At 60.6% G+C, this 25,036-nt stretch carries 25 protein-coding genes; 15 read left to right on the top strand and 10 right to left on the bottom strand.

Annotated features, from left to right (window positions below; translation table 11 throughout):
• The gene (gene aceE / locus RE418_RS09860; RefSeq protein WP_025304233.1) at nt 1–2,664 is read right to left on the bottom strand and encodes a pyruvate dehydrogenase (acetyl-transferring), homodimeric type; all 2,664 of its coding nucleotides are present in this window, start codon (nt 2,662–2,664) and stop codon (nt 1–3) included.
• 165 nt (nt 2,665–2,829) lie between these two features.
• Complete coding sequence (pdhR, locus tag RE418_RS09855; RefSeq protein ID WP_004937490.1) at nt 2,830–3,594, bottom strand: pyruvate dehydrogenase complex transcriptional repressor PdhR; 765 nt, start codon at nt 3,592–3,594, stop codon at nt 2,830–2,832.
• Between the two features lie 631 nt (nt 3,595–4,225).
• Here pdhR and RE418_RS09850 point away from each other — a divergent pair.
• Nucleotides 4,226–5,602 carry an amino acid permease gene (locus RE418_RS09850; RefSeq protein WP_025304234.1) on the top strand — a complete coding sequence of 459 codons (1,377 nt, stop codon included), beginning with the start codon at nt 4,226–4,228 and terminating at the stop codon, nt 5,600–5,602.
• A gap of 63 nt (nt 5,603–5,665) precedes the next feature.
• On the opposite strand, the gene RE418_RS09845 is transcribed toward RE418_RS09850, so the two are convergent.
• Genes RE418_RS09845 through RE418_RS09835 form a run of 3 tightly spaced genes read right to left on the bottom strand, consistent with a single transcriptional unit; the run spans nt 5,666 to nt 10,238 of the window.
• Complete coding sequence (locus RE418_RS09845; RefSeq protein ID WP_089181283.1) at nt 5,666–6,901, bottom strand: c-type cytochrome; 1,236 nt, start codon at nt 6,899–6,901, stop codon at nt 5,666–5,668.
• Complete coding sequence (locus RE418_RS09840; RefSeq protein ID WP_025304236.1) at nt 6,898–7,452, bottom strand: (2Fe-2S)-binding protein; 555 nt, start codon at nt 7,450–7,452, stop codon at nt 6,898–6,900. The genes RE418_RS09845 and RE418_RS09840 overlap by 4 nt, the downstream gene beginning before the upstream one ends.
• Nucleotides 7,449–10,238, bottom strand: a complete 2,790-nt coding sequence (locus tag RE418_RS09835) for a xanthine dehydrogenase family protein molybdopterin-binding subunit (RefSeq protein ID WP_060434526.1) — start codon at nt 10,236–10,238, stop codon at nt 7,449–7,451. The genes RE418_RS09840 and RE418_RS09835 overlap by 4 nt, the downstream gene beginning before the upstream one ends.
• 208 nt (nt 10,239–10,446) lie before the next feature.
• On the opposite strand from RE418_RS09835, the gene RE418_RS09830 reads away from it, so the two are divergent.
• Together RE418_RS09830 and RE418_RS09825 are read left to right on the top strand one after the other, a co-directional pair.
• On the top strand, nt 10,447–11,031 hold the full coding sequence (locus RE418_RS09830) for an NTP transferase domain-containing protein (protein WP_049296232.1): 585 nt from the start codon (nt 10,447–10,449) through the stop codon (nt 11,029–11,031).
• Between the two features lie 8 nt (nt 11,032–11,039).
• A complete protein-coding gene (locus RE418_RS09825; protein WP_043141323.1) occupies nt 11,040–12,092 on the top strand; it encodes an XdhC family protein in 1,053 nt (350 codons plus the stop codon).
• Here RE418_RS09825 and RE418_RS09820 read toward each other — a convergent pair.
• Together RE418_RS09820 and fumA are read right to left on the bottom strand one after the other, a co-directional pair.
• The gene (locus tag RE418_RS09820) at nt 12,016–12,882 is read right to left on the bottom strand and encodes a helix-turn-helix domain-containing protein (protein ID WP_089181284.1); all 867 of its coding nucleotides are present in this window, start codon (nt 12,880–12,882) and stop codon (nt 12,016–12,018) included. The genes RE418_RS09825 and RE418_RS09820 overlap by 77 nt on opposite strands.
• A gap of 150 nt (nt 12,883–13,032) precedes the next feature.
• Nucleotides 13,033–14,679 (bottom strand): class I fumarate hydratase FumA, encoded by a 1,647-nt coding sequence (gene fumA, locus RE418_RS09815; protein ID WP_025304241.1) that lies wholly within the window; start codon nt 14,677–14,679, stop codon nt 13,033–13,035.
• Nucleotides 14,680–15,028: 349 nt separating this feature from the next.
• Between fumA and RE418_RS09810 the strand changes: the two genes are divergently transcribed.
• The 6 genes from RE418_RS09810 to ruvX all read left to right on the top strand — a co-directional run bounded on the left by RE418_RS09810 (nt 15,029) and on the right by ruvX (nt 19,233).
• The gene (locus RE418_RS09810; protein ID WP_004937462.1) at nt 15,029–15,541 is read left to right on the top strand and encodes a SprT family zinc-dependent metalloprotease; all 513 of its coding nucleotides are present in this window, start codon (nt 15,029–15,031) and stop codon (nt 15,539–15,541) included.
• A 101-nt stretch (nt 15,542–15,642) separates the two neighbouring features.
• The gene (endA, locus tag RE418_RS09805; RefSeq protein WP_025304243.1) at nt 15,643–16,338 is read left to right on the top strand and encodes a deoxyribonuclease I; all 696 of its coding nucleotides are present in this window, start codon (nt 15,643–15,645) and stop codon (nt 16,336–16,338) included.
• A 69-nt stretch (nt 16,339–16,407) separates the two neighbouring features.
• Nucleotides 16,408–17,139 carry a 16S rRNA (uracil(1498)-N(3))-methyltransferase gene (gene rsmE, locus RE418_RS09800; RefSeq protein ID WP_025304244.1) on the top strand — a complete coding sequence of 244 codons (732 nt, stop codon included), beginning with the start codon at nt 16,408–16,410 and terminating at the stop codon, nt 17,137–17,139.
• Between the two features lie 10 nt (nt 17,140–17,149).
• Nucleotides 17,150–18,100: a glutathione synthase gene (gshB, locus tag RE418_RS09795; protein ID WP_025304245.1), complete on the top strand. Its 951-nt coding sequence runs from the start codon at nt 17,150–17,152 to the stop codon at nt 18,098–18,100.
• Between the two features lie 147 nt (nt 18,101–18,247).
• Nucleotides 18,248–18,811: a YqgE/AlgH family protein gene (locus tag RE418_RS09790; RefSeq protein ID WP_004937452.1), complete on the top strand. Its 564-nt coding sequence runs from the start codon at nt 18,248–18,250 to the stop codon at nt 18,809–18,811.
• On the top strand, nt 18,811–19,233 hold the full coding sequence (gene ruvX, locus RE418_RS09785) for a Holliday junction resolvase RuvX (protein WP_025304246.1): 423 nt from the start codon (nt 18,811–18,813) through the stop codon (nt 19,231–19,233). The genes RE418_RS09790 and ruvX overlap by 1 nt, the downstream gene beginning before the upstream one ends.
• Here the strand turns inward: ruvX and RE418_RS09780 are convergent.
• A complete protein-coding gene (locus RE418_RS09780) occupies nt 19,230–20,252 on the bottom strand; it encodes a type IV pilus twitching motility protein PilT (RefSeq protein WP_049204215.1) in 1,023 nt (340 codons plus the stop codon). The two genes, ruvX and RE418_RS09780, sit on opposite strands and share 4 nt — an antisense overlap.
• A gap of 20 nt (nt 20,253–20,272) precedes the next feature.
• Between RE418_RS09780 and RE418_RS09775 the strand changes: the two genes are divergently transcribed.
• From RE418_RS09775 to hemW, 6 genes are read left to right on the top strand one after another with little or no spacing between them, the layout of a single operon-like run.
• Nucleotides 20,273–20,980 (top strand): YggS family pyridoxal phosphate-dependent enzyme, encoded by a 708-nt coding sequence (locus RE418_RS09775; protein ID WP_025304248.1) that lies wholly within the window; start codon nt 20,273–20,275, stop codon nt 20,978–20,980.
• Nucleotides 20,981–20,999: 19 nt separating this feature from the next.
• Nucleotides 21,000–21,821, top strand: a complete 822-nt coding sequence (proC, locus tag RE418_RS09770) for a pyrroline-5-carboxylate reductase (RefSeq protein ID WP_025304249.1) — start codon at nt 21,000–21,002, stop codon at nt 21,819–21,821.
• A 31-nt stretch (nt 21,822–21,852) separates the two neighbouring features.
• On the top strand, nt 21,853–22,407 hold the full coding sequence (locus RE418_RS09765) for a YggT family protein (RefSeq protein ID WP_049296239.1): 555 nt from the start codon (nt 21,853–21,855) through the stop codon (nt 22,405–22,407).
• Nucleotides 22,404–22,694 (top strand): DUF167 family protein YggU, encoded by a 291-nt coding sequence (gene yggU / locus RE418_RS09760; protein ID WP_004948014.1) that lies wholly within the window; start codon nt 22,404–22,406, stop codon nt 22,692–22,694. Before RE418_RS09765 ends, yggU begins: the two co-directional genes overlap by 4 nt.
• Nucleotides 22,695–22,711: 17 nt before the next feature.
• Nucleotides 22,712–23,305, top strand: coding sequence for an XTP/dITP diphosphatase (locus RE418_RS09755; protein ID WP_043141349.1), 594 nt, complete (start codon nt 22,712–22,714; stop codon nt 23,303–23,305).
• On the top strand, nt 23,298–24,440 hold the full coding sequence (gene hemW / locus RE418_RS09750) for a radical SAM family heme chaperone HemW (protein WP_033635947.1): 1,143 nt from the start codon (nt 23,298–23,300) through the stop codon (nt 24,438–24,440). The genes RE418_RS09755 and hemW overlap by 8 nt, the downstream gene beginning before the upstream one ends.
• A 37-nt stretch (nt 24,441–24,477) precedes the next feature.
• Here hemW and RE418_RS09745 read toward each other — a convergent pair whose 3' ends face one another.
• The gene (locus RE418_RS09745) at nt 24,478–24,726 is read right to left on the bottom strand and encodes a DUF2442 domain-containing protein (RefSeq protein ID WP_025304253.1); all 249 of its coding nucleotides are present in this window, start codon (nt 24,724–24,726) and stop codon (nt 24,478–24,480) included.
• The gene (locus RE418_RS09740; protein ID WP_004937418.1) at nt 24,710–24,952 is read right to left on the bottom strand and encodes a DUF4160 domain-containing protein; all 243 of its coding nucleotides are present in this window, start codon (nt 24,950–24,952) and stop codon (nt 24,710–24,712) included. Before RE418_RS09740 ends, RE418_RS09745 begins: the two co-directional genes overlap by 17 nt.
• Between the last annotated feature and the right edge of the window lie 84 nt (nt 24,953–25,036).

Here is a 25,036-nt window from a genome sequence, read left to right as displayed (position 1 = left end):
TTAGGCCAGACGCGGGTTAACTTTTTCCGGGTTGATGTCGAATTTCTTGATTGCATCAGCAACCACAGAAGCTTCGATCTCACCGCGTTTAGCCAGTTCACCCAGAGCAGCAACCACCACGTAAGATGCATCGACTTCGAAGTGGTGACGCAGGTTTTCGCGGCTGTCCGAACGACCGAAGCCGTCGGTGCCCAGTACGCGATAATCGCTGGCCGGCACATAAGTACGAACCTGTTCAGCGAACAGTTTCATGTAGTCGGTAGACGCTACCGCTGGCGCGTCGCTCATCACCTGAGCGATGTAAGGCACGCGTGGCGTTTCGGTTGGGTGCAGCATGTTCCAACGCTCGCAATCCTGGCCGTCACGCGCCAGTTCGGTGAACGAGGTCACGCTGTAGGTGTCGGAACCCACGCCGTAGTCCTTCGCCAGGATCTGCGCAGCTTCGCGCACGTGGCGCAGGATAGCGCCGGAGCCCAGCAGCTGTACCTTGCCTTTGCTGCCTTCCAGCGTTTCCAGCTTGTAGATACCCTTGCGGATACCTTCTTCCGCACCCTGCGGCATCGCAGGCATGTGGTAGTTTTCGTTCAGCGTGGTCAGGTAGTAGTACACGTTTTCTGGGTTGTCGCCATACATGCGCACCAGACCGTCGTGCATGATCACCGCCACTTCGTACGCGTAAGCCGGATCGTAAGAGATGCAGTTAGGGATGGTCAGAGACTGAATGTGGCTGTGGCCATCTTCGTGCTGCAGACCTTCGCCGTTCAGGGTAGTACGGCCCGAGGTCCCGCCGATCAGGAAGCCACGCGCCTGTTGGTCGCCCGCTGCCCAGCACAGGTCGCCGATACGTTGGAAACCGAACATCGAGTAGTAGATGTAGAACGGAATCATCGGCAGATCGTTGGTGCTGTAGGAAGTCGCTGCGGCCAGCCAGGAAGAGGCTGCGCCCAGTTCGTTGATGCCTTCCTGCAGGATTTGACCTTTCTCGTCTTCTTTGTAGTAAGCAACCTGCTCACGGTCCTGCGGGGTGTACTGCTGGCCGTTCGGGCTGTAGATACCGATCTGACGGAACAGACCTTCCATACCGAAAGTACGCGCTTCGTCGGCGATGATTGGCACCAGGCGATCTTTGATCGACTTGTTCTTCAGCATCACGTTCAGGGCACGCACGAAGGCGATAGTGGTGGAGATCTCTTTGTTCTGCTCTTCCAGCAGCGAGCTGAAATCTTCCAGCGCCGGCATTTCCAGCTTCTGGGTGAACTCCGGCAGACGGGTTGGCACGTAGCCTTTCAGCGCCTGGCGACGTTCGTGCAGGTATTTGTATTCTTCGGACTCTTTCTCGAAGGTGATGTACGGCAGTTTTTCGATGTCAGCATCGGCAACCGGCACATTGAAACGATCGCGGAAGTGGTGAACCCCTTCCATGTTCATTTTCTTCACCTGGTGAGCGATGTTTTTACCTTCCGCGGTTTCACCCATGCCGTAACCTTTGATGGTGTGGGCCAGGATAACGGTCGGTTTGCCTTTGGTGTCCTGCGCTTTTTTCAGTGCAGCGAAGATTTTCTTCGGATCGTGACCACCACGGTTCAGCGCCCAGATTTCGTCGTCGGTCATGTCTTTGACCAGCGCCGCGGTTTCCGGGTAACGGCCGAAGAAGTGCTCGCGCACGTAAGCGCCGTCTTTGGATTTGAAGGTCTGGTAGTCGCCGTCCAGGGTCTCGTTCATCAGCTGAACCAGTTTACCGCTGGTGTCTTTGCGCAGCAGCTCGTCCCAACGGCCGCCCCAGATCACTTTCAGCACCTGCCAGCCTGCGCCGGAGAAGATGCCTTCCAGTTCGTTGATGATCTTGCCGTTACCGGTGACCGGGCCGTCCAGGCGCTGCAGGTTGCAGTTGATGACGAACACCAGGTTGTCCAGCTTCTCGCGAGTCGCGATGGTGATGGCGCCTTTGGATTCCGGCTCATCCATCTCACCGTCGCCCAGGAAGGCGTAAACGGTCTGCTCAGAGGTGTCTTTCAGGCCGCGGTGTTCCAGGTATTTCAGGAACTTCGCCTGATAGATGGCGCTGATTGGGCCCAGGCCCATGGATACGGTCGGGAACTGCCAGAATTCCGGCATCAGCTTAGGATGCGGGTAAGAGGACAGGCCGTTGCCGTGCACTTCCTGACGGAAGTTGTTCATCTGTTCTTCGGTCAGGCGGCCTTCAAGGAAGGCACGCGCGTAAACGCCCGGAGAGATGTGGCCCTGGAAGTACACCAGGTCGCCGCCGTCTTTCTCGTTGCGTGCGCGGAAGAAGTGGTTAAAGCAGACTTCATAGAAGGTCGCGGAAGACTGGAAGGAAGCCATGTGGCCGCCCAGCTCCAGGTCTTTTTTGGATGCGCGCAGAACGGTCATGATCGCGTTCCAACGGATCGCAGAGCGAATGCGGCGTTCCAGATCCAGGTTGCCTGGGTAGGCCGGTTCGTCTTCTACCGCGATGGTGTTGACGTAGTTGTGCGCTGCAGCACCGGCCGCAACGTTAACGCCGCCTTTGCGGGCTTCTCCCAATACCTGATCAATCAGAAACTGAGCTCGCTCAACACCCTCTTCACGGATGACCGATTCGATCGCCTGCAGCCAGTCGCGGGTTTCGATCGGATCCACGTCATTGTTTAAACGTTCTGACATGGTGGTATTCCTTATCTGTCTAATGGTTTGTTTGGAGCCTGTCTTCCTGTGCTCTGTGCAAAAACACACGAAGACAGGCCCATCAGTTTAGTTGCCGCTTAAGTACTTAACTAAGTACCTCGAACTTAACCCCCGCAGGCTGGTGTACCCTGAAGAGGACAGCTCTTAATCCTTGCGTTGCTGGAGACGCCGTAGCGATCTCTCGCGCCGAGTATGCTCCCGGCTGAGATCCAGCAAGATTTCCTCGATAAACGCCAAGTGGCGATGCGAGGCTTCACGGGCCTTTTCCGGCTCGCGTGCCACAATCGCCTCAAAAATTCCGGCGCGGTGGCTGCTCACTTTTGCCAACATCTCACGGCGCGAGTAGAGCAATTCAAAGTTCTGACGCACGTTCTGTTCCAGCATCGGCCCCATGCAGCGTAGCAGGTGAAGTAACACAACGTTGTGAGCGGCTTCAGTCACGGCGATTTGATACTGCATGACCGCATCGGCCTCGGCGTCGAGATCGCCGCTGTCTTGAGCCTGTTGAATCACGATGTGGCAATCGCGGATGCGCGCCAGATCTTCATCGGTGCCGCGCAGCGCCGCGTAATAGGCGGCAATGCCTTCCAGCGCGTGACGGGTTTCCAGCAGATCGAACTGTGATTCGGGATGGTCGGCCAACAGCTCGGCCAGCGGATCGCTGAAGCTCTGCCACAGATTAGTTTGCACGAAGGTGCCGCCGCCCTGACGGCGCAGGAGCAGCCCTTTCGCTTCAAGGCGCTGAATGGCCTCTCTCAGAGAAGGACGGGAGACATCAAATTGTTTCGCCAGCTCGCGCTCCGGAGGCAGTTTTTCGCCTGGGCGCAGTGTCCCCTCGAGGATCAGGTATTCGAGCTGTTGCTCGATAACATCTGACAACTTGGGTTGGCGGATTTTGCTGTAGGCCATGAGTGAATTCTTCTCTGCGAATGGCGCGGAGTCAATTGGTAATACCAATTTCAAAAACGTGACGGTAAAGTAACAAAGTATTCACCTCCTGTCCATACGGGCCTTGATCGAAATCAGGTTACCCGCACATTTTAACACCCCGCTGAAAACCCCGCTGCAAACCGGTAACGCCGTGATGGTATTACCATTTACGCGATGGGTTGGGGATTTAACTTTTACCAAACCTTACGCAAGGCAGAGTGCAAACTTTTTGCCCGAGTTTTATTGCATGGTTATGACGCTTTAATGAATGGCTATTTGGCGAGCAGCGCAACGGCGGTTCGTTCATTATTTGAACGCACCCCACCGTTCAGATCTACGTTATTTTTGCGCATTATGTGATTTGTTGCTTATTTCATGCACTGAATCCCCCCCGCCGTCACACAACCCGCATTTTGTTTCCTAAACTGCTGCAATCTTAATCACTCACACGACAAAGCAGGTGCAAACCGACGCGCATAACATTATTCTCTGCCAAACGGTAGCGGCGCCGTGGAATTAATAGCTATAACGCCGTAAATAAAACAAAACACACATCGTAACCACTGCTTTACAGGCAGATGGGCATTCACAACGACAGAGGGTTAGATTGATGGATGGTCAACAGCAGGGTGACCAGCTGAAACGCGGCCTGAAAAACCGCCATATTCAGCTCATCGCCTTAGGTGGCGCAATCGGTACCGGGTTATTTCTCGGTATCGCTCAAACAATAAAAATGGCCGGCCCGTCAGTGCTTCTCGGCTACGCCATCGGCGGCTTCATCGCGTTTCTGATCATGCGCCAGCTGGGGGAAATGGTGGTGGAAGAGCCGGTCGCCGGTTCCTTCAGCCACTTCGCCTACAAATACTGGGGCAACTTCGCCGGCTTCGCCTCCGGCTGGAACTACTGGGTGCTGTATGTCCTGGTGGCGATGGCGGAGCTGACCGCGGTCGGCATCTACGTGCAGTACTGGTGGCCGGAGATCCCGACCTGGGTCTCCGCCGCGGTATTCTTCCTGGCGATCAACGCCATCAACCTCGCCAACGTTAAAGTTTACGGCGAGATGGAGTTCTGGTTCGCCATCATCAAGGTGGTGGCGATTATCGGCATGATCGTGTTCGGCGCCTACCTGCTGTTCAGCGGCATGGGCGGCCCGGAAGCCACCGTCACCAACCTGTGGGCGCAGGGCGGGTTCTTCCCGAACGGCGTCATGGGCCTGGTGATGGCGATGGCGGTGATCATGTTCTCCTTCGGCGGCCTCGAACTGGTTGGCATCACCGCCGCCGAAGCCGACAACCCGCAAAAGAGCATTCCGAAAGCCACCAATCAGGTGATCTACCGCATCCTGATCTTCTATATCGGTTCGCTGGCCATTCTGCTGTCGCTGTACCCGTGGGGCAAAGTGGTCGAAGGCGGCAGCCCGTTCGTGCTGATCTTCCACGCGCTGAACAGCAACCTGGTGGCGACCGTGCTGAACGTCGTGGTGCTCACCGCCGCGCTGTCGGTGTACAACAGCTGCGTCTACTGCAACAGCCGCATGCTGTACGGTCTGGCGCAGCAGGGCAACGGCCCGAAAAGCCTGCTGAAGGTCGACGGCCGCGGCGTGCCGGTGGTGGCCATCGGCATCTCCGCCCTCGCCACCGCGCTGTGCGTGCTGATTAACTACCTGATCCCGGGCCGTGCCTTCGAACTGCTGATGGCGTTGGTGGTGTCGGCGCTGGTGATCAACTGGGCGATGATCAGCCTGGCGCACCTGAAGTTCCGCGCCGCCAAAAACCGCGAAGGCGTGGTGCCGAAGTTCAAAGCGTTCTGGTACCCGTTCAGCAACTACCTGTGCCTGCTGTTCATGGCCGGCATCCTGGTGATCATGTACCTGACGCCGGGCATTCAAATCTCGGTGCTGCTGATCCCGGTATGGGTGGCGATCCTGGCCGTCGGTTACGCCATCAAACAGCGCAGCCAACGCGTCGACGGCGTCACCAGCCGTTGAATCCCGTGACCGCGCAATAAAATGGCCCGCAGATGCGGGCCATTTTTTTCGTCTGAACGCCGCTTACTTGCGCAGCGCTTTCACCTGCTCGGCGGTGACGTCCGCCGGCAAACCGCCCCAGGTCACCCGCAGGTAATTTACCAGTTCCGCCACGTCGGCATCGCTCAGACGCTCGCCGAAGCCCGGCATGCTCTGCATGCTTTCACCGTTCGGGAACTGCTGGGCCGGCAGGCCGTCCAGCACCGACACGATCAGGTTCTTGCCGTCCGCCTGGCGCAGCGTGGCGTTATCGCGCATCGCCGGTGCGACGTGCGGTTTGCCTTCGCCTTCGCGCGCATGACAGCCGGCGCACTGATCCAGATAGGTCATGCGCCCGGCATCGCTGCCCTGCCCCATTTTCACCGGCACCGCCGCTGGCGGCTGCTCGCCCATCAGATACAGCGCCAGCGCCTGATGGTCTTCTGGCGTCAAATGACGGGTGCTGAGATCCACCACCATATGCATCTCACTGAAGGCCGAACCCTGCGGCGCGAGGCCGGTGCCAAGGAAGCGGCTGACGTCCTGCGGTGTCCAGCCGCGCTGCGCCAGGCCGTGCGGCGTAATGTCCGGCGCCATGAAGCGGCCGAGATCGCCGCCCTGCATCGGCTTGCCGAGATCCATCTGCCCCAGCGCGCCGCGCGGCGTGTGGCATTCGCCACAGTGGCCCAGCACGTCGGCCAGATAGCGGCCGCGCTGCCATTGCGACGAGCTGCCCTGCGAGCTGGCCGGCAGCGGATCCTGGCTGCGGAACAGCAGGTTCCAGCCGATCAGCGCCATGCGCTGGTTGAACGGGAACGGCATCTCGTTGGCCGGAATGGCCACGTCCACCGCCGGGCGCGTCATCAGGTAAGCGTAGATGTCATCGGCGTCCTGACGCGACATGCCCTTGTACGAGGTGTAAGGCATCGCCGGGTACAGGTGCCGTCCGCCCGGCGCCACGCCCTGCGTCAGCGCCAGGAAGAAGTCGTCCTTGCTCCAGCGCCCGATGCCGTGGTCGCCCGATGGCGTCAGGTTGCTGCCGTAAATCGTGCCGAACGGCGTGTCCAGCGGATAGCCGCCGGCCAACGGCGCCCCGCCGCTGGCGGTATGGCAGGCGGCGCAGTCGGCGGCCTGCGCCAGATAGCGGCCGCGCGCGATCTGTTCGGCGCTGGCGGTCACCTGCTGCACCGGGCCGTCGTAACGGCGGTTTTCCCGCCACCACAGCAGCGCAATCACTACGATCGCCACCAGCACAATCAACACTGCGAGACGTTTTTTCATTGCGCCGTCTCCTTCAGCAGGCCCGGCGTTTTCAGCACCACGTCGCGCACCGCTTCGTAGTAGCGCACGTAGCCGGTGCAGCGGCAGATGTGGCTGTCCAGCGCCTGCTCGATGGCGTTTTCCAACTGTTCGCGGGCGATCGGCTCACGCTTGAGCTTTTCCACGAAAATGGTGGCGGCGTTGACGAAGCCCGGCGTGCAGTAGCCGCACTGGAAGCTGTAGTGCTCCAGAAACGCCTGCTGGATCGGCGACAGTTCAACCACCTCGCCCTGCTCGTCCACCTTGGCATGGCCTTCGACGGTACGCACTTTCTTGCCGTTGAAGAAATGCGCGCCGGTGATGCAGGTGCGCACCTCTTCGCTAGTGCCGCTCGGGTGATCGACGATCGCCACGCAGGCGTGGCAAATGCCCTGCCCGCAGCCGAGGCGCGAACCGGTCAAATCGAGGTACTCATGCAGGAAATCGATCATCATCAAGCCTTCCGGCACCTCGATCGGGCCGTACTGCTTTTCGTTGATGGTCAGGGAAATCGGCTGGGTTTTAATGCTCATTGTAATACCTCACGAATATTTTCTGCACGAACGGGCAAATCACGGAAACGGTGGCCGGTGGCGTCGGCGATGGCGTTGACCAGCGCGGCCACGATCGGGATCATCACCACCTCCGCCATGCCTTTCGGCGGATCGGTTTCCGACAGCGCCGGCAGGATGTCGCCGCTCTGCTTCCACACCGCCACGTCACTAGCGCGCGGCAGGTGGTAACGGTTGAAGTTCCAGGTGCCGTTGCCCGGGCCGTCTTCGTACAGCGGTAAATATTCGTGCAGCGCATGGCCGATCCCCATCGCCAGCCCGCCCTGCAGTTGGCCGGAAACCAGTTCCGGCACGATCAGGTTGCCACACTCCATGATCGAGTGGTGATTCAGCAATTCCACCTGGCCGGTGGCGATATCCACCGCCACTTCCGCCAGCGTGCCAACGGCGCTGTAGTAGGTCACCGCCGCATTGTTGCGCTGGGTCGGCGGATAATAGACCTGCCCGCGCGCCAGCGGTTTGAATTCGCCGCCGGCGTTGCGCAGCGCCATACCGTCGACCGGCAGGCGCTCGCTTTTGCCGTTCAACGTGAAATCGGCCTCCGCCCACTGCCAGCGGTTGAACACGTGCACCGCAGCGCCGGTGACGCCGCCCATCTGATAAGCCGTCTTGGCCAGCAGCTCGAGGCTCAGCACCGACATGCCCGCCGCCGTCAGGCCGCCTTCGACCCAACGCGCATCTTCGCGCCGCACCACCAGCGGCGCCGCCTGGCCGCCGCCGATGCCGGCCTGCCACAGCGCCATCGCCGCCGGCCACAGGCCGTGATCGAAGATCAGGCGCGCCGCTTCGCGGGTGCTGTGCGAGAAGTAATAGGCCGAGTTGCTGGCGCTGGACGGCGAACAGTAGCTCGGCGTCCAGTTGGGGTTGGTTTGCAGCTTGTCCTGCTCTTCTTGCGACATCAGGTAAGGATCGCCGCTGGTGACCATCGGCAGTACCGACCAGTCGGTGACCGAGAAGTGCGCTTCGTCGGCCGGTTTGCCCAGCCACTGCGCGCACAGTACCGACTGCGAGGTCGACATGCCGGTGCCCATCTCCGCGCCGCTGTGATGCAGGGTGATGCGCCCGTCTTCGCTCAGCTCCACCCGGGCGAACGAGGTTTCCGCCCCGGTGCCGAAGTCTTTCTGCACGCAGCCGAAGCCAACGCCATAGCGCTTGCCGGGATAGCGGCTCTCAAACTCGGCCTTGCGTTCGGCGCGCTTGAGCCACATCTCATGCTTCGCCGCCTTCTCCAGCACTTCATCGGCGCGGATCGCACCGGCCGGGATCGCCCCTTGGGTGTTTTTCATGCCGGATTTCAGCACGTTGCGCAGGCGGAACTCGATCGGGTCGATCTTCAGCTCGGCGGCCAGCTCATCCACCATCATCTCGGTGGCGGCCATGCTCTGCAGCGTGCCGTAACCGCGTGCCGAACCGGCGTCGATGGCGCGTGAGGCCAGCCCGACCGACGACAGATCGCTTTTTGGGAAGTAGTAAATCGACTGGGCGGCGGTCGCGCCGACCATCACCACCGAAGGGGTAAAGTTGCTGCGGCCGCCGCCGTCCGCCGTCATGTCACCGAGGAACGACTGCATAACGCCGGTCTGGCGATTCACCGCGATGCGATAGTTCATGTCGAACGCGTGGCGCTTCAGCGCCGTCTGGAACTGTTCGAAGCGATCATTGGCCAGGCGCACCGGGTGGCCGTCGCCGTACATCGCCGCCACTGCGCCGTAATAGGGGAAGTTGTAGTGATCTTTCGAGCCGTAGCCCACGGTGTAGCACGGGTGCAGGATCAGCTGTTTCACCGGCGGGTTGCGCTTGGCCAGCATGCGCGGCATCTCGTCGGCCACTTCCTGCGGCGACTGGGTCGGCACCACCAGATGCAGGGTTTGCGTCTGCGCGTCGAACCAGCCGTTGGCGTTGTCCGGCTCCAGCGCCGAGGTATCGATCGACTGCGTGGTGTAGCGGCGTGACATCACCAGCCAGTCGGCCGGCGGGTTGGCCATCTCGTCGGCGATCTGGCCCGCATAGCGCATGCCTTCCTGATCCAGCTTGCCGCCCTCGCGCCCTTCCGGCCACACCGGCAGGTGCTTTTTCATCGATACCGGGAAGATTGGCGTGTCCTTCAGGCTGGAGAAGCGATCGTCGTCGAACGGTTGATCGCCCCCCACCCGCACATAGCGGAAGCTGCCCCAGGGATCGCGCTCCAGCGGGCCGGTGACCGCGCCGAATTTGATGGTCTCTTCACGGAATTTCAGCTTGTCCTTGGCAAAGCGGAATCGGGCGAAGTCGTGATAGATCAGGATCGCCACCGCCTGGCCGAGGTAGGCCGGGGTTTTGCCGCTCGGCAGCAGCATGTCGTCACCGTAGAACGCCGGGAAGGCCAGGCCATCGCGCGCCAGATCTTCCGCCGTCACCAGGCGATCCGGCTGCAGGTCGTCCCCCAACAGCGACAGATCGACCCCTTCGAACAGCCGGTCGGCTTTGGTGACGCGCAGAATGAAGGCGTGCGCCTGTTTCTGCGGCCAGTGCGGCATGTCCACCGCGCGGATATCGCGCGCGAACACCTTCTGCCCCATGACCTTGGCGCGGCCATCGATGCGGAAACGGACGCGTTTGGTCTGCGGATCCCAGTTGGGCGACTGGAGGATTTTTTGCTCGAACAGCGCGGCGTAGGCGCGGCTGTACAGGGGGGCGAGATACACAGACACCCCCGCAATCACGGCGCTTTTGATAAAGCGGCGCCGCGACGGGTTGAAATTGCTCATAAATAAGTCCTTCACGTCTTTCTTGTAATTGGTTTTTGTTCGCGGTGTTGTTGCGCAAACGCTGACGACCTTGCCGTAGACGTCATAAGCATATGCTTATAACTAAAATTATGTGATGATTAACAGGCTGTTTTCAACAAAAAAACATTTGCAAAACACAGGTAGTTTGTAGGCTAATAAATAATTTGCGCAAACGCGGACTTCAACCATGACCACGGGCATTGTCATTACCGCCGCCGGACGCGGGGAGCGCTTTATCCAGGCCGGCGGCCAGGGCAACAAATTGAACGCCGGATTCGCCGATGCGGCGGGCGAGCAGCGATCGCTGTTCGAACACACTCTGCGCCAGGCGCTGGCTTCCGGCCTGCCGGTACAGGTGGTAACCCGGCCGGATAATCTGCCGGTGCTGGCAGCCTGCGCCGCCAAGGAAGTGCCGGTCACCCTGCTCGCCAGCGGGGGCCTCGGCGACTCGATCGCCGCGGGCGTTGCGGCCACGCCGCACTGGCAGGGCTGGCTGATCCACCTGGCCGATATGCCGTTCGTCGGCGCCGACGTTTTCCGACAGGTGGCGGATGCCTTACGGCAGCACTCGATCGTGCGCCCCTGCTATGCGCAACAGCCCGGTCACCCGGTCGGCTTTTCCGCCCGATTGCGCAAACCGCTTTGCCAACTGCGCGGCGATAATGGCGCGCGTGAACTGCTGCAAGGCGCGGCGGTACACCTGCTGCCGCTTGAGTACCCCGGCGTCGTGCAGGATATTGATCTTCCATCGCAACTCCCGGCCAGCGAGTAAACTCACCTATGCAACATCTTGATGTCACCGTGGTCAGCCAGGCGATAAGCTGGCTGCAGCAACAGCCGGTCTGGTTATGCACCGTGCTCAGTACCTACGGCTCTTCGCCGCGGTCGCCGGGCGCGTTGATGGCCGCGACCCGAGACGGCCGCTACAGCGGTTCATTGTCGGGCGGGTGCGTGGAGGAGGACTTTCTACGGCGCGTAGCCGCCGGGGAGTATCAGGCGCCCAGCCAGGTGATCCGTTATGGCGAAGGCGGCATGACGCCCAACGTGGCGCTGCCCTGCGGCGGCGTGCTGGACGTGCTGATCGAGTATCTGCCGGCGGGAGAAGCCAGCGTCGCTTATCTGCAACGCATCGCCGGCGCGCTGGAAGGGCATCACGCGTTGATCAAACGCCTGACGCTGCCCCACGCCTGCCACAGCCTTGAGCAGAGCCACTTCACCAGCGCCACCCAGGTCGAACGCCGGCTCGAGCAGATCACCCTGCACATCGCGGCCGCGCCACGCCTGCTGATCGCCGGGTTGTCCAGCGTGGCGCTGTACTGCGCCGACTTCGCCGTGGCGCTGGGGTTTGAGGTGCTGGTGTGCGAGAGCCGCCCGGAGGCGCTGGATAACTTCGCCGCCGAGCTGAAACCGGGCGTGACGCTGCTGCGCCAGTTTCCGGCCAAGTTCATTGAGGACGGCGGTTGCCACGCCAATACCGCCGTCGTGGCGCTGACCCACGATCCGCGCATGGACGACCTGACGCTGATGGAAGCGATCCACACCCCGGCGTTTTACATCGGCGCCATGGGCTCGCTCAGAAACAGCGCGCGGCGGCGCCAGCGTTTGCAGCAGATTGCCGAATTCACGCCGCAGGAGCTGGAACGCATTCATGCGCCGATCGGCCTGCCGCTGGGCAGCAAAACCCCGGCGGAGATCGCCCTGGCAGTGATGGCGGCGATCGTGCAGCAGAAAAACCGGCGGCCGGCCGCCGACGGGATCAGTGCAACGGCACCACCGGCACCAGATGCTGCAGCTCCAGATACAGCTCCTCTTTCCCGCTCAGCGAATAGCTGAACACCGTCATGTCCGGCCCGTCACCGCGGGCCAGCCCCATTTCGGGTAGCACCTGCGTGTAAATTTTAATGATGTGGTCGTTGAGCGCCACCGGCTTGCCGGAATAGCGAAAACGGCAAAACTCGCCGTGGATCTCCGGCAGCGGCTCCAGCGCCACGCCTTCGCGCAGCGGGTAGTCCGTCGTCACGCCCAGGGTATAATCGACCCTGACCCGCTCGCCGTCCGGCACCAGTTGGGTAAACGAATAGGTTTGTGCCGGGCGCTCACCCAGCAAAGTATAGAACTGCCCTCGCAGCGCGCTGCGCTGCGGCAGGTGCGACTTGTCCAGCTTCTCGATATCCAGATGGTACGCGTAATGTTTGCCGTGAAAGGCATATTGCCCTCTGGCGATGCTGACGCGTTCGACCTGAATATCGCCGGGCTGGCTGGCCGCCAGCGAACGCACCAGATTGCTGAAGTCCTGCTTGCGGGCATGGCGATACACGCTGGGCGATTCGGCGAAGTGCTTTTTGAAACAGCGCGAGAATGTCTGCTGATTATCGAATTGATATTCAACCGAAATATCGAGGATGCTCTTCTGCGTGAAACGCAAGGCGAAGGCGGCGAGGTAGAGACGGCGAGCGCGGATATACGAGGCTAACGATAATCCGGTCTGCTTTTTGAACATGCGCTGCAGGTACCATTTCGTGTAGCCTGACTTGGCAGAAACGATATCCAACGATAGCGGATTGGTCAGGTTATCTTCAATCCAGACCAGCAATTCCTTGATGTGACTTTCCTGCGTTCCCATGTGCTTGCCGAACCTTCTGTTGCCGATATTCCATTAGTCGAATTTTAGTGCTACCCGCGTAGGGTATACAGGTTAAAACTCGACGTCCAGCAAGCTACAGGACTTTACACACTCCCCTTCACCGCCCGCGGGCGGCGAAGGGGGCAGCGATTATTTCAGGCAGCTGGAGCACTGACCGGCCTGAATCTTCTGGAAGAAGTCATTGCCTTTGTCATCCACCAGGATAAACGCCGGGAAATCTTCCACTTCGATTTTCCAGATCGCTTCCATGCCCAGCTCAGGGTACTCCACGCACTCCAGGCTCTTGATGCTCTGCTGCGCCAGCACCGCCGCCGGGCCGCCGATGCTGCCGAGGTAAAAGCCGCCGTGCTTGTGGCAGGCATCCGTCACCTGCTGGCTGCGGTTGCCTTTCGCCAGCATGATCATGCTGCCGCCGTGGGATTGCAGCAGATCGACGTAGGAGTCCATACGCCCAGCGGTGGTTGGCCCCAAGGAACCGGACGCGTAGCCTTCCGGCGTTTTGGCCGGGCCGGCGTAGTAGATCGGGTGATCCTTGACGTACTGCGGCAAGCCTTCACCGCGATCCAGGCGCTCTTTCAGCTTGGCGTGCGCGATATCGCGGCCGACGATGATGGTGCCGCTCAGCGACAGGCGGGTGGAAACCGGGTACTGCGACAGCTGTTTGAGGATCTCGGCCATTGGACGGTTGAGATCGACTTTGATCGCCTCGCCTTCCCCGGCCTGGCGCAGCTCCTGAGGAATGAATTTACCCGGATTGTGCTCCAGTTTTTCCAGCCAGATGCCGTCGCGGTTAATCTTGCCTTTGATGTTGCGGTCTGCCGAGCAGGAAACGCCCATGCCGACCGGGCAGGACGCGCCGTGGCGCGGCAGGCGCACCACGCGGATATCGTGCGCGAAGTATTTGCCGCCGAACTGCGCGCCCAGCCCCAGGTTCTGCGCTTCTTGCAGCAGTTCCGCTTCGAGTTCCAGATCGCGGAACGCCTGACCATGCTCGTTGCCTTCGGTCGGCAGGCCATCGTAATACTTGGTCGAGGCCAGTTTGACGGTTTTCAGCGTCGCTTCCGCCGAGGTGCCGCCGATGACGAACGCCACGTGGTACGGCGGGCAGGCCGCAGTGCCCAGCGTGCGCATCTTGTCGACCAGATAGTTTTTCAGCTTGCCCGGCGACAGTAGCGCCTTGGTTTCCTGATACAGATAGGTTTTGTTGGCAGAACCACCGCCCTTGGCGATGCACAGGAATTTGTATTCTTCGCCGTCCACGCTGTAGAGATCTATCTGCGCCGGCAGGTTGCTGCCGGTATTGACCTCTTTGTACATATCCAGCGCGGCGTTCTGCGAATAGCGCAGGTTCTCTTCGATGTAGGTGTTGTACACCCCGCGCGACAGCGCTTCTTCATCGCCGCCGCCGGTCCAGACGCGCTGGCCCTTTTTGCCGACGATGATCGCCGTGCCGGTATCCTGGCAGGTCGGTAAAATACCCTTGGCGGCGATTTCTGAGTTACGCAGAAATTGCAGCGCAACGTACTTGTCGTTTTCGCTGGCGTCCGGATCGTCGAGGATATCGGCCACCTGCTGTTGATGCGCCGGGCGCAGCATGAACGAGGCGTCGTGGAACGCATGCTGGGCAAGCAGGGTTAACGCTTCAGGGGCAACTTTCAGTATTTCCTGGCCTTCAAACTCGCTCACGGAAACGTGGTCGCGGCTCAGCAGATAATATTCGGTATCGTCTTTCTTCAGCGGGAACGGATCTTGATAGTGGAACGGTTTATTCGACATTGATCTCTCACTTGCAACATCAGCTGCGTTAAATTCACACTTGTGGCGCGCGAGGCGGCGCCTTGTCAAAAAACTGCCTCCACCTTACGTATTTTTAATCAGTCAGTTATTGCGCCAAATCGCAAAATAACCGCTCTTTGCGTAAGGGATTACCACAGGCGGCGTTTCAACCTTGCTCGGTGAGAACTGCGGGTACAGGCTCATCATGCACGCTTTATTATCCCGCAGTTAACACATTGATTACAATCCATCGACGGCGATCGCTTTATCAATGTGGCGAAAAAACGCGGATGCGGATTTGCGTCGGAGCATATTGTCAGCCGCCGTGCCATTGCTTAAGCTAGCCGCAATGAACAAACCAAGAATCCCCATCGCGCTGCAACAAGCGGTGATGCGCTGCCTGCGAGAAAAGCTGCAGTTGGCACGCCAGCATTTTGCCGTCGAGTTCCCCGAACCCAGCATCGTCTATCAGCAACGCGGCACCAGCGCGGGCACCGCCTGGCTGCAAAGCTGGGAAATCCGTCTGAACCCGGTGCTGCTGCTGGAAAACCAACAGCCGTTTATCGATGAGGTGGTGCCGCATGAGTTGGCGCACCTGCTGGTGTTTCGCCAATTCGGCCGGGTGGCGCCGCACGGCCGCGAATGGCGCTGGATGATGGAAAGCGTGCTACTGACCCCCGCCAGCCGCACTCACCGTTTCGAAACCGCCTCGGTGCAAAGCAAAACCTTCCCCTACCGCTGTGGCTGCGGGCAGCACCAGCTCACCATTCGCCGCCATAACCGCGTGCTGCGCGGCGAAAGCGAATACCGCTGCCGCCGGTGCGGCGAAAAACTGAAATTTCTTGCTAGCGAGAACCTTTAGTTAAACGATTTATACGTTAAAACAAGCAAATATCGCCATTTGCCACTGCCGGCAAGTTCCGTTACCCTGCCTGCTTTTCCAATTTTGAGCTGTTTTGGAATATGCTTCGCAGAATTTTGTTTATGGCGGTTTTCGCCGCAGGCGCCGTACAGGCGCACGGCATCAATAACTTCTCTCAGGCCAAAGCGGCGGCGGCCAAGATTAATCAGGATGCGCCGGGCAGCTTTTACTGCGGCTGCCGCATCGACTGGCAGGGCAAGAAGGGCATCCCGGATCTCGCCGGCTGCGGCTATCAGGTACGTAAAAACGCCCAGCGCGCACAGCGCATCGAATGGGAACACGTAGTGCCGGCCTGGCAGTTCGGTCACCAGCTGCAGTGTTGGCAGGACGGCGGGCGCAAAAATTGCAACAAGGACGCCACCTATCGCCAGATAGAAACCGATCTGCACAACCTGCAGCCGGCGATCGGCGAAGTGAACGGCGACCGCAACAACTTCATGTACAGCCAATGGAACGGCGGCGCAGGCCAGTACGGGCAATGCCCAATGAAGGTGGACTTCAAGAATAAACAGGCGGAGCCGCCCGCCCGCGCCCGCGGCGCCATTGCCCGCACCTACTTCTACATGCGCGATCGCTACCAGCTGCGGCTGTCACGCCAGCAAACCCAGTTGTTCGAGGTGTGGAACCGGCAATATCCGGTGAGCCAATGGGAATGTCAGCGTGAAGCACGTATCGCCAAGGTGCAGGGCAACCACAACCCCTATATTCAACAGGCTTGTCAGCAGCGGAAAAGCTAACCTACTATAGCCTTTATCTTTCATGGCGCCGCCAACCCGCGGCGCCGTTTCGTCAGGATCAGACTACCCATGCGCATACCCCGCATTTACCATCCGCAGCCGTTGACCGATCGGGCGGAGATCGCCCTCAGCGAGGACGCCGCCAACCACGTCGGGCGCGTGCTGCGCATGAGCGCCGGCCAGGCGCTGCAGCTGTTCGACGGCAGCAACCAGGTGTTCGACGCCGAGATAGTCCGGGTGGACAAAAAGAGCGTGCTGGTGCGCCTCGGCGACGGCCGCGTGGAGGACATCGAATCGCCGCTCAACCTGCATCTGGGCCAGGTGATCTCGCGCGGCGAGAAGATGGAGTTCACCATTCAGAAATCCATCGAGCTGGGCGTCAACGTCATCACCCCGCTGTTTTCCGAGCGCTGCGGCGTCAAGTTGGACGGCGAGCGTCTGGCGAAGAAAATCCAGCAATGGCAAAAGATCGCCATCGCCGCCTGCGAGCAGTGCGGCCGCAACCGCATTCCCGAAATCCGCGAGGCGATGTCGCTGGAGGCCTGGTGCGCCGAGCAGGACGGCAGCCTGAAGCTCAACCTGCATCCGCGCGCCAGCCACAGCATCAACACGCTGCCGCAGCCGGTAGACCGCGTCCGCCTGCTGATCGGCCCGGAAGGCGGTTTGTCCGCCGACGAAATCGCCATGACCACCGACCACGGATTTACTGATATTCTGCTGGGACCACGCGTTCTGCGTACCGAAACCACAGCGCTCACCGCCATTACCGCTCTGCAGGTCCGCTTCGGCGACCTGGGTTAAAGGAGAAAAGATGATTAAGCTCGGCATCGTGATGGATCCTATCGATTCCATCAACATCAAGAAAGACACCAGCTTCGCCATGCTGCTCGAAGCGCAGCGCCGCGGTTACGAATTGCACTACATGGAGATGAACGATCTCTATCTGCACGCCGGCGACGGGCGCGCCCGTACCCGCCTGCTGAGCGTGAAGGAAGACAAGGAGAGCTGGTTCAGCTTCGGCGCCGAGCAGGATCTGGCGCTGCACGATCTGGACGTGATCCTGATGCGCAAGGATCCGCCGTTCGATACCGAATACATCTACGCGACCTACATTCTGGAGCGCGCCGAAGTCAAAGGCACGCTGGTGGTCAACAAGCCGCAAAGCCTGCGCGACTGCAACGAGAAGCTGTTCACCGCCTGGTTCCCTGAGCTGACGCCGGATACGCTGGTCAGCCGCAGCGCCGCACACATCCGCAAATTCCACCAACAGCACGGCGACATCATCCTGAAACCGCTGGACGGCATGGGCGGCGCGTCTATCTTCCGCGTGAAGCAGGACGATCCTAACCTGTCGGTGATCATCGAAACCCTGACCGAACACGGCAGCCGTTTCTGCATGGCGCAGAACTTCCTGCCGGCGATCAAGGACGGCGACAAGCGCATCCTGGTGGTGGACGGCGAGCCGGTGCCTTACTGCCTGGCGCGCATTCCGGCGCAGGGCGAGACCCGCGGCAACCTGGCGGCCGGCGGCCGCGGCGAAGCGCGTCCACTGAGCGAGAGCGACTGGAAAATCGCCCGTACCGTCGCCCCGACGCTGAAAGAGAAAGGGCTGATCTTCGTCGGTCTGGACGTGATCGGCGATCGCCTGACCGAGATCAACGTGACCAGCCCAACCTGCGCACGCGAGATCGAGGCGGCATTCCCTATCTCGATTACCGGCATGCTGATGGACGCGATTGAAAAGCGCCTGGCGGCGAAGTAATGCGTCATGCGGGCGGCATGCCGCCCGCTATCCTGTATCGCGCCTGCCAAAGCCCGCCTTTCCGGCAGCGGCTTGAAAGGCGGCGGGTATAGCCGCATACTGGCGGCTGTTTATTTTCTCACCCATTGATTACCTTATACTAACGCCATGAATTTACAGCACCATTTTCTGATCGCCATGCCAACGCTGCAGGATCCTCGCTTCAAGCGCTCGGTGATTTACATTTGCGAGCACAATGAAGAAGGCGCCATGGGTTTGGTGATCAATAAACCGGTGGAGCAGTTCACGGTAGCCACGGTGCTGAGCAAGCTGAAGATCATGCCGCCTGCGCGCGATCCGGCCATCAGCCTGGACAAGCCGGTGTTCGCCGGCGGCCCCCTGGCGGACGATCGCGGGTTTATCCTGCATACGCCGCGCCACGGCTTCGGCGCCAGCATTCAAATTTCGCCCAACACCATGATCACCACCTCGAAAGACGTGCTGGAAACGCTCGGCACGCCAGAGCAACCGGACGACGTGCTGGTGGCGCTGGGTTATGCGGGCTGGGAAAAGGGCCAGTTGGAGCAGGAAGTATTGGAAAACGCCTGGCTGACCATCGAAGCCAACACCGACATTTTGTTCCGCACGCCGATCGCCAGCCGCTGGCGCGAGGCGGGGAACCTATTGGGTATCGACATTCGCAGCATCGCCAACCACGCAGGACACGCCTGATGAGCAACCGCACCATTATCGCCTTCGACTTCGGCACCAAAAGCATTGGCGCGGCCATCGGCCAGGAGTTGACCGGCAGCGCCCGCGCCCTGCCGGCCTTCAAAGCGCAGGACGGCTCGCCGGACTGGCTGAAAATTGAAAAACTGCTGAAGGAGTGGCAGCCGGATTTGGTGGTGGTCGGCCTGCCGCTGAACATGGACGGCACCGAACAACCCGTTACCGCCCAGGCGCGCAAGTTCGCCAACCGCCTGCACGGCCGCTTCGGCATCCAGATCGATCTGCATGACGAGCGCCTGAGCACCGTGGAAGCGCGCGCCAACCTGTTCGACCGCGGCGGCTTCCGCGCCCTTGATAAAGGCAGCGTGGATTCCGCCTCCGCGGTAGTGATCCTCGAGAGCTGGTTCGAACGGCAGCTGGGCTAAACACCCGTTCCCTCCCCCGCACAGTCCCCCAACACACCGGCGTCAATCCGCTGCTGCAAACCTTGCTCAAAGGTTTGCATGCCGGACTGTGCGCCGGTTTGCAACACGCTCGCCAACTGATGCGTTTTCCCTTCGCGGATCAGGTTGCTGACCGCCGCCGTCGCCGTCAGCACTTCGAAGATCGCCACGCGTCCGCCGCCGGGCCGCCTCATCAGCTTTTGCGCGATCACCGCCTGCAGACTGCCGGCCAGCTGGGCGCGCACATAGGGTTTTTCTTCCGCCGGAAACACGTCCACTAACCGTTCCACTGCCTGCGACGCGCTGCGGGTGTGCAGCGTCGCCAGCACCAGGTGGCCGGTCTCCGCCGCGGTGAGCGCCAGCCGGATGGTGGTGGTATCGCGCAGCTCGCCCAGCAGGATCACATCCGGATCTTCGCGCAGCGCGGCGCGCAACGCCGCATCAAAGCTGTGGCTGTCGCGGCCGATCTCCCGCTGCTGGATCAGCGATCGCCGGCTGCGGTGCAGGAATTCAATCGGATCCTCCAGCGTCAAAATGTGCCGCTGCTGGTGCCGGTTGATCTCGTCGATCATCGCTGCCAGCGTGGTGGACTTGCCGCTGCCGGTGGCGCCGGTGACCAGGAGAAGCCCATCGTCGCGCCGCAGCAGCGCCGGCACGATGGCCGGCGCTGCCAGCTCGGCAAGCGAAGGCGATTGCCCGGCAATACGCCGCAACGCGAGAGAAATCCCCGCGCTTTGTTGAAAAATGTTGGCGCGCAACCGCTCCCCGCCCGGCCTGTGCAACGCCAGATCGACCTGCCCCAGCCGCCGCAGGCTCTCGCGCTGCTGCGCATTCAGCAATCCATCGCAGAGGGCCTGCGCGCCTTGCGCCGTCAGCGTTTGCGCCGCCGCCAGCGGCTGCAGTTCACCGTCGATGCGCAACATCGGCGGATGACCGGCACAAAGGTGCAGATCGGAAGCATTATGCTTTACACTAAGGGCCACGAATTCATCGATATCCATATCACTCTCCCGGGTCAATAATGAGCACTATCCAACAGAACCTGCAGGATGTCAGAAACCGCATCGCGGCCGCCGCGCAAAACTGCGCACGGGCGCCGGAAGAAGTTGCTCTGCTTGCAGTCAGCAAAACCAAACCTGTGGCGGCGATCGAAGAAGCCATCGCCGCCGGCCAGCGCGCCTTCGGCGAGAACTACGTGCAGGAAGGGGTAGACAAGATCCGGCATTTCGCCGAGTCGCCGCAGGGCGGTGAGTTGGTGTGGCACTTTATCGGCCCGCTGCAATCCAATAAGAGTCGGCTGGTGGCGGAACATTTCGCCTGGTGCCATACCGTGGATCGGCTGCGCATCGCCCAGCGCCTGAGCGATCAGCGCCCGGCCGACCTGCCGCCGCTCAACGTGCTGATTCAAATCAACATCAGCGATGAGCAGAGCAAATCCGGCATTGCATTAAGCGAACTGCCGGCGCTGGCCGAGGCGCTCGCTGCGCTGCCGAACCTGACGCTGCGCGGCCTGATGGCCATCCCGGCGCCGGAAGCGGATTACCAGCGGCAGTTGGCGGTATTCAACCAGATGAACGACGCCTTTCTCGCCCTGCGCCAGCGTTATCCGCAGGCCGATACGCTGTCGATGGGCATGACGGACGATATGGCGGCAGCGATTGCCGCAGGCAGCACCCTGGTGCGCATCGGCACCGCAATTTTTGGCGCCCGCGACTACTCGCAGGCCTGACAAACAGACGAGGGATTTGATGCAACATCGCAAGATTACCTTTATCGGCGCCGGCAACATGGCGCGTGCAATCATCGCCGGCCTGGTGGCGGGCGGCTATCCGGCCAAATCCATCAGCGTCTGCGCCCCTTCGGCGAAAAACCGTGACGCGCTGGCGGCGGACTACGGCATCGTCAGCAGCGGCGACAACGTCGCCTGCGCGCGTGAAGCCGAGGTGGTGGTGCTGGCGGTCAAACCGCAGATGATGGCCGACGTGTGTCAGCCGCTGCGCGAACAGGTCGATTTCGGCGGCAAACTGGTGCTGTCGATCGCCGCCGGTATTCAGGTCAGCCGTTTCTATCAGCTGCTCGGCGACCAACTGGACATCGTGCGCATCATGCCCAACACCCCGTCGCTGGTCGGCAAGGGCATGAGCGGGCTGTACGCGCCGGCGCAGGTCAGCCAACAGGATCGCGACTACACCGGCGATTTAATGGCGTCGGTCGGTAAAGTTTGCTGGGTAGATGACGAAAATGGCATCAACGGCGTGATCGCCGCCGCGGGCAGCGCCCCGGCTTATTTCTTCCTGTTTATGGAAGCGATGCAAAAAGAGGCCGAACGCATGGGCTTCGACAGCCAGACCGCGCGCGATCTGGTGCAGCAGGCCGCTTCCGGTGCTGCCGCCTTGGTGGAAGCCAACCCGGATACGCCGCTGGGCACGCTGCGCGAGCAGGTGACTTCCAAAGGCGGCACCACCGCCGAAGCGCTGCGGGTGTTCAACGAACGCCAACTGCCGGAAACCGTGGCGCAAGCAATGCAGGCCGCCGTTTCTCGTGCGCAAGAAATGGAAAAATTATTTTAAATAACCATGAGTTAAGGAGAAGGACCACTTCATGCTAACGCTGACTTTCCTGGTCAAGACCGTTATTGATCTGTACGTGATGGTGCTGTTGCTGCGCATTTGGATGCAATGGACGCGCACCGATTTTTATAACCCGTTCTCGCAGTTTGTGGTGAAGATCACCCAACCGGTGGTCGGCCCGCTGCGCCGCATCATCCCATCGCTGGGGCCTATCGACAGCGCTTCTCTGCTGCTGGCGTTCCTGTTGATGACCATCAAGTACCCGCTGCTGCTACTGATCCAGGGCGGCGCGATATCGCTCAGCCCGTATAACCTGCTGTTCGGCCTGATCTCGCTGGTCAAATCCGCCGGCTACCTGATCTTCTGGGTGATGATCATTCGTGCGCTGATGAGCTGGGTAAGCCAGGGCCGCAGCCCGATCGACTACGTGATGTACCAGCTGACCGAACCGTTGATGGCGCCGATCCGTCGCATCATTCCGGCGATGGGCGGCATCGACTTTTCCGCCATGGTAGTGATCCTGATCCTCTATCTGATCAACTACCTGGGCATGGATGTGTTCGGCGAGATCTGGTTCCTGCTGTGAGTGCCGTCACTCCGGTGCTGGACGGGCTGGCGATCAGGCTATATATTCAGCCGAAAGCCAGCCGCGACCAAATTATCGGCTTGCATGGCGACGAACTAAAAGTCGCCATCACCGCCCCGCCGGTCGACGGCCAAGCCAACGCCCATTTGATCAAGTTTATCGCCAAGCAGTTCAAAGTGGCGAAAAGCAACGTCACCATCGAGAAAGGCGAACTGGGGCGGCATAAACAGTTACGCATCGTGAATCCGCAACAGATCCCCGCCGTGGTCGCGGCGCTCATCGAATAATTTTCAAGGTAGTCATTATGCAAAAAGTCGTTCTTGCCACCGGTAACCCGGGCAAAGTGCGCGAACTTGCCGACCTGTTGGCCGATTTCGGCCTGGACGTGGTCGCGCAAACCGATCTGGGCGTGGAATCCGCCGAAGAGACCGGCCTGACGTTTATCGAAAACGCCATTCTGAAAGCGCGCCATGCGGCACAGGTCACCGGCCTGCCAGCGATCGCCGACGACTCCGGTCTGGCGGTCGACGCGCTGGGCGGCGCGCCGGGCATCTACTCCGCACGCTACGCCGGTGAAGACGCCGACGATCGGCAGAACCTCGACAAGCTGCTGGCGGCGATGAAAGACGTGGCGCTGGGCAAGCGCGGCGCGCAATTCCACTGCGTGCTGGTCTATCTGCGCCATGCGGCAGACCCGACGCCGCTGGTGTTCCACGGCAGTTGGGCCGGCGAAATCACCGAACAGGCCGCCGGTGAAGGCGGCTTCGGTTACGACCCTGTCTTCTACGTGCCGGAACTGGGGCGCACCGCCGCCGAGCTGAGCCGCGACGAGAAGCGGGCGATTTCGCACCGCGGCAAGGCGCTGAAGCTGATGTTGGAAGCCATGCGCAATGCTTAAGCTGCCCCCGCTGAGTCTCTACATCCACATCCCGTGGTGCGTGCAGAAATGCCCGTATTGCGACTTCAACTCCCATGCGCTGAAGGGTGACGTACCGCATCAGGAGTACGTCGATCATCTGTTGGCGGATCTGGATGCCGACCTGCCGCTGGCCGGCGGCCGGGAAATCAGCACTATCTTTATCGGCGGCGGCACCCCCAGCCTGCTGAGCGCCGAGGCGATGCAGGCCTTGCTGGACGGCGTGCGGGCGCGCATTCGCGTCGCCGACGACGCCGAAATCACCATGGAGGCTAACCCCGGCACCGTGGAAGCCGATCGCTTCAGCGGCTACCAGCGCGCCGGCGTCAACCGCATCTCCATTGGGGTGCAAAGCTTCAGCGCCGAGAAGCTGACCCGCCTGGGGCGCATCCACGGCCCGGAAGAAGCCAAACGCGCGGCGACGCTGGCGACCGGCCTTGGCCTGCGCAGCTTCAACCTCGATCTGATGCACGGCCTGCCGGATCAGTCGCTGGAAGAGGCGCTGGACGATCTGCGCCAGGCGATCGCCCTCAATCCGCCGCACCTGTCGTGGTATCAGCTGACCATCGAGCCGAACACCCTGTTCAGCTCACGCCCGCCGGTCTTGCCGGACGACGACGCGCTGTGGGACATCTTCGAGCGCGGCCACCAGCTGCTGAGCGCCGCCGGATACCAGCAGTATGAAACCTCGGCCTACGCCAAGCCGGGCTACCAATGCCAGCACAATCTCAACTACTGGCGCTTCGGCGACTATCTGGGGATCGGCTGCGGCGCGCACGGCAAGGTGACCTTCAGCGACGGACGCATCCTGCGCACCGCCAAGACCAAGCACCCGCGCGGCTTTATGCGCGGCGACTACATGGACAAGCAGCATGAGGTGGCGGCGGCGGATCGGCCGTTCGAGTTCTTCATGAACCGCTTCCGCCTGCTGGAAGCCGCGCCGCGCGCCGACTTCGTCAACTACACAGGGCTGGCGGAAAGCGTTATTCGCCCGCAGCTGGACGAAGCGCTGGCCAAAGGCTATTTGGAAGAAACCGCGGAGCATTGGCAAATTACCGAGAAGGGCAAGCTGTTCCTCAACTCGCTGCTGGAACTGTTCCTGGCGGACGACGAGTAAAAAAAAAGCGCTGAATGATCAGCGCTTTTTTTCATGTTCAGGCGGCATTATGAGGGCGGTGCGTCACGTCGCCACGCCCCTTCAGCAATCCCTCAACGGAAACATCCTCGTCCAACGCGTCCCAATGGATGCCGCGAGCGCTGAGCTCATACCCCGCCCGCTGTTCTTCCGTCGCGTTCAACAAACGGGGAAACCAGGCCAGCGGCACGCCAATAATTCTGGCGTCACTTAGTTCGACCCACATCGTCGTATCGTCAAAGCTGACGCGTTTAGCCGAAATACTCATGCCAAGCCTCCAAAAACAATGCCTGATAGGTATCAACCAGACCAGCCAACTCTTTTAGCGTTCTGGCGTTAAAGCCATCATTACGCGCCAACTGCACGCCAGGAACCAACCAAAATTTCGCTTCAGCCTCAGCGTCTCTGATATGAACATGCGGCGGCTCAAGCGGGTCACCCTCATTTGAATAAAAAAAGAACCTATAGCCTTTATAACGGAATATCACTGGCATCAATGCAAAATCCTTTTGCCGATTGATTATAGTTTAGCCAGTTTCTCAGATAGCCGTCGTGAGGTCAAAGAACGCACGGCGGCT

The organism is Serratia sp. szju (assembly GCF_044594185.1).
GTDB lineage: Bacteria > Pseudomonadota > Gammaproteobacteria > Enterobacterales > Enterobacteriaceae > Serratia > Serratia bockelmannii.
Note: the sequence above shows the minus strand (reverse complement) of the source record. Positions and strands in the feature narration are given on the sequence as shown.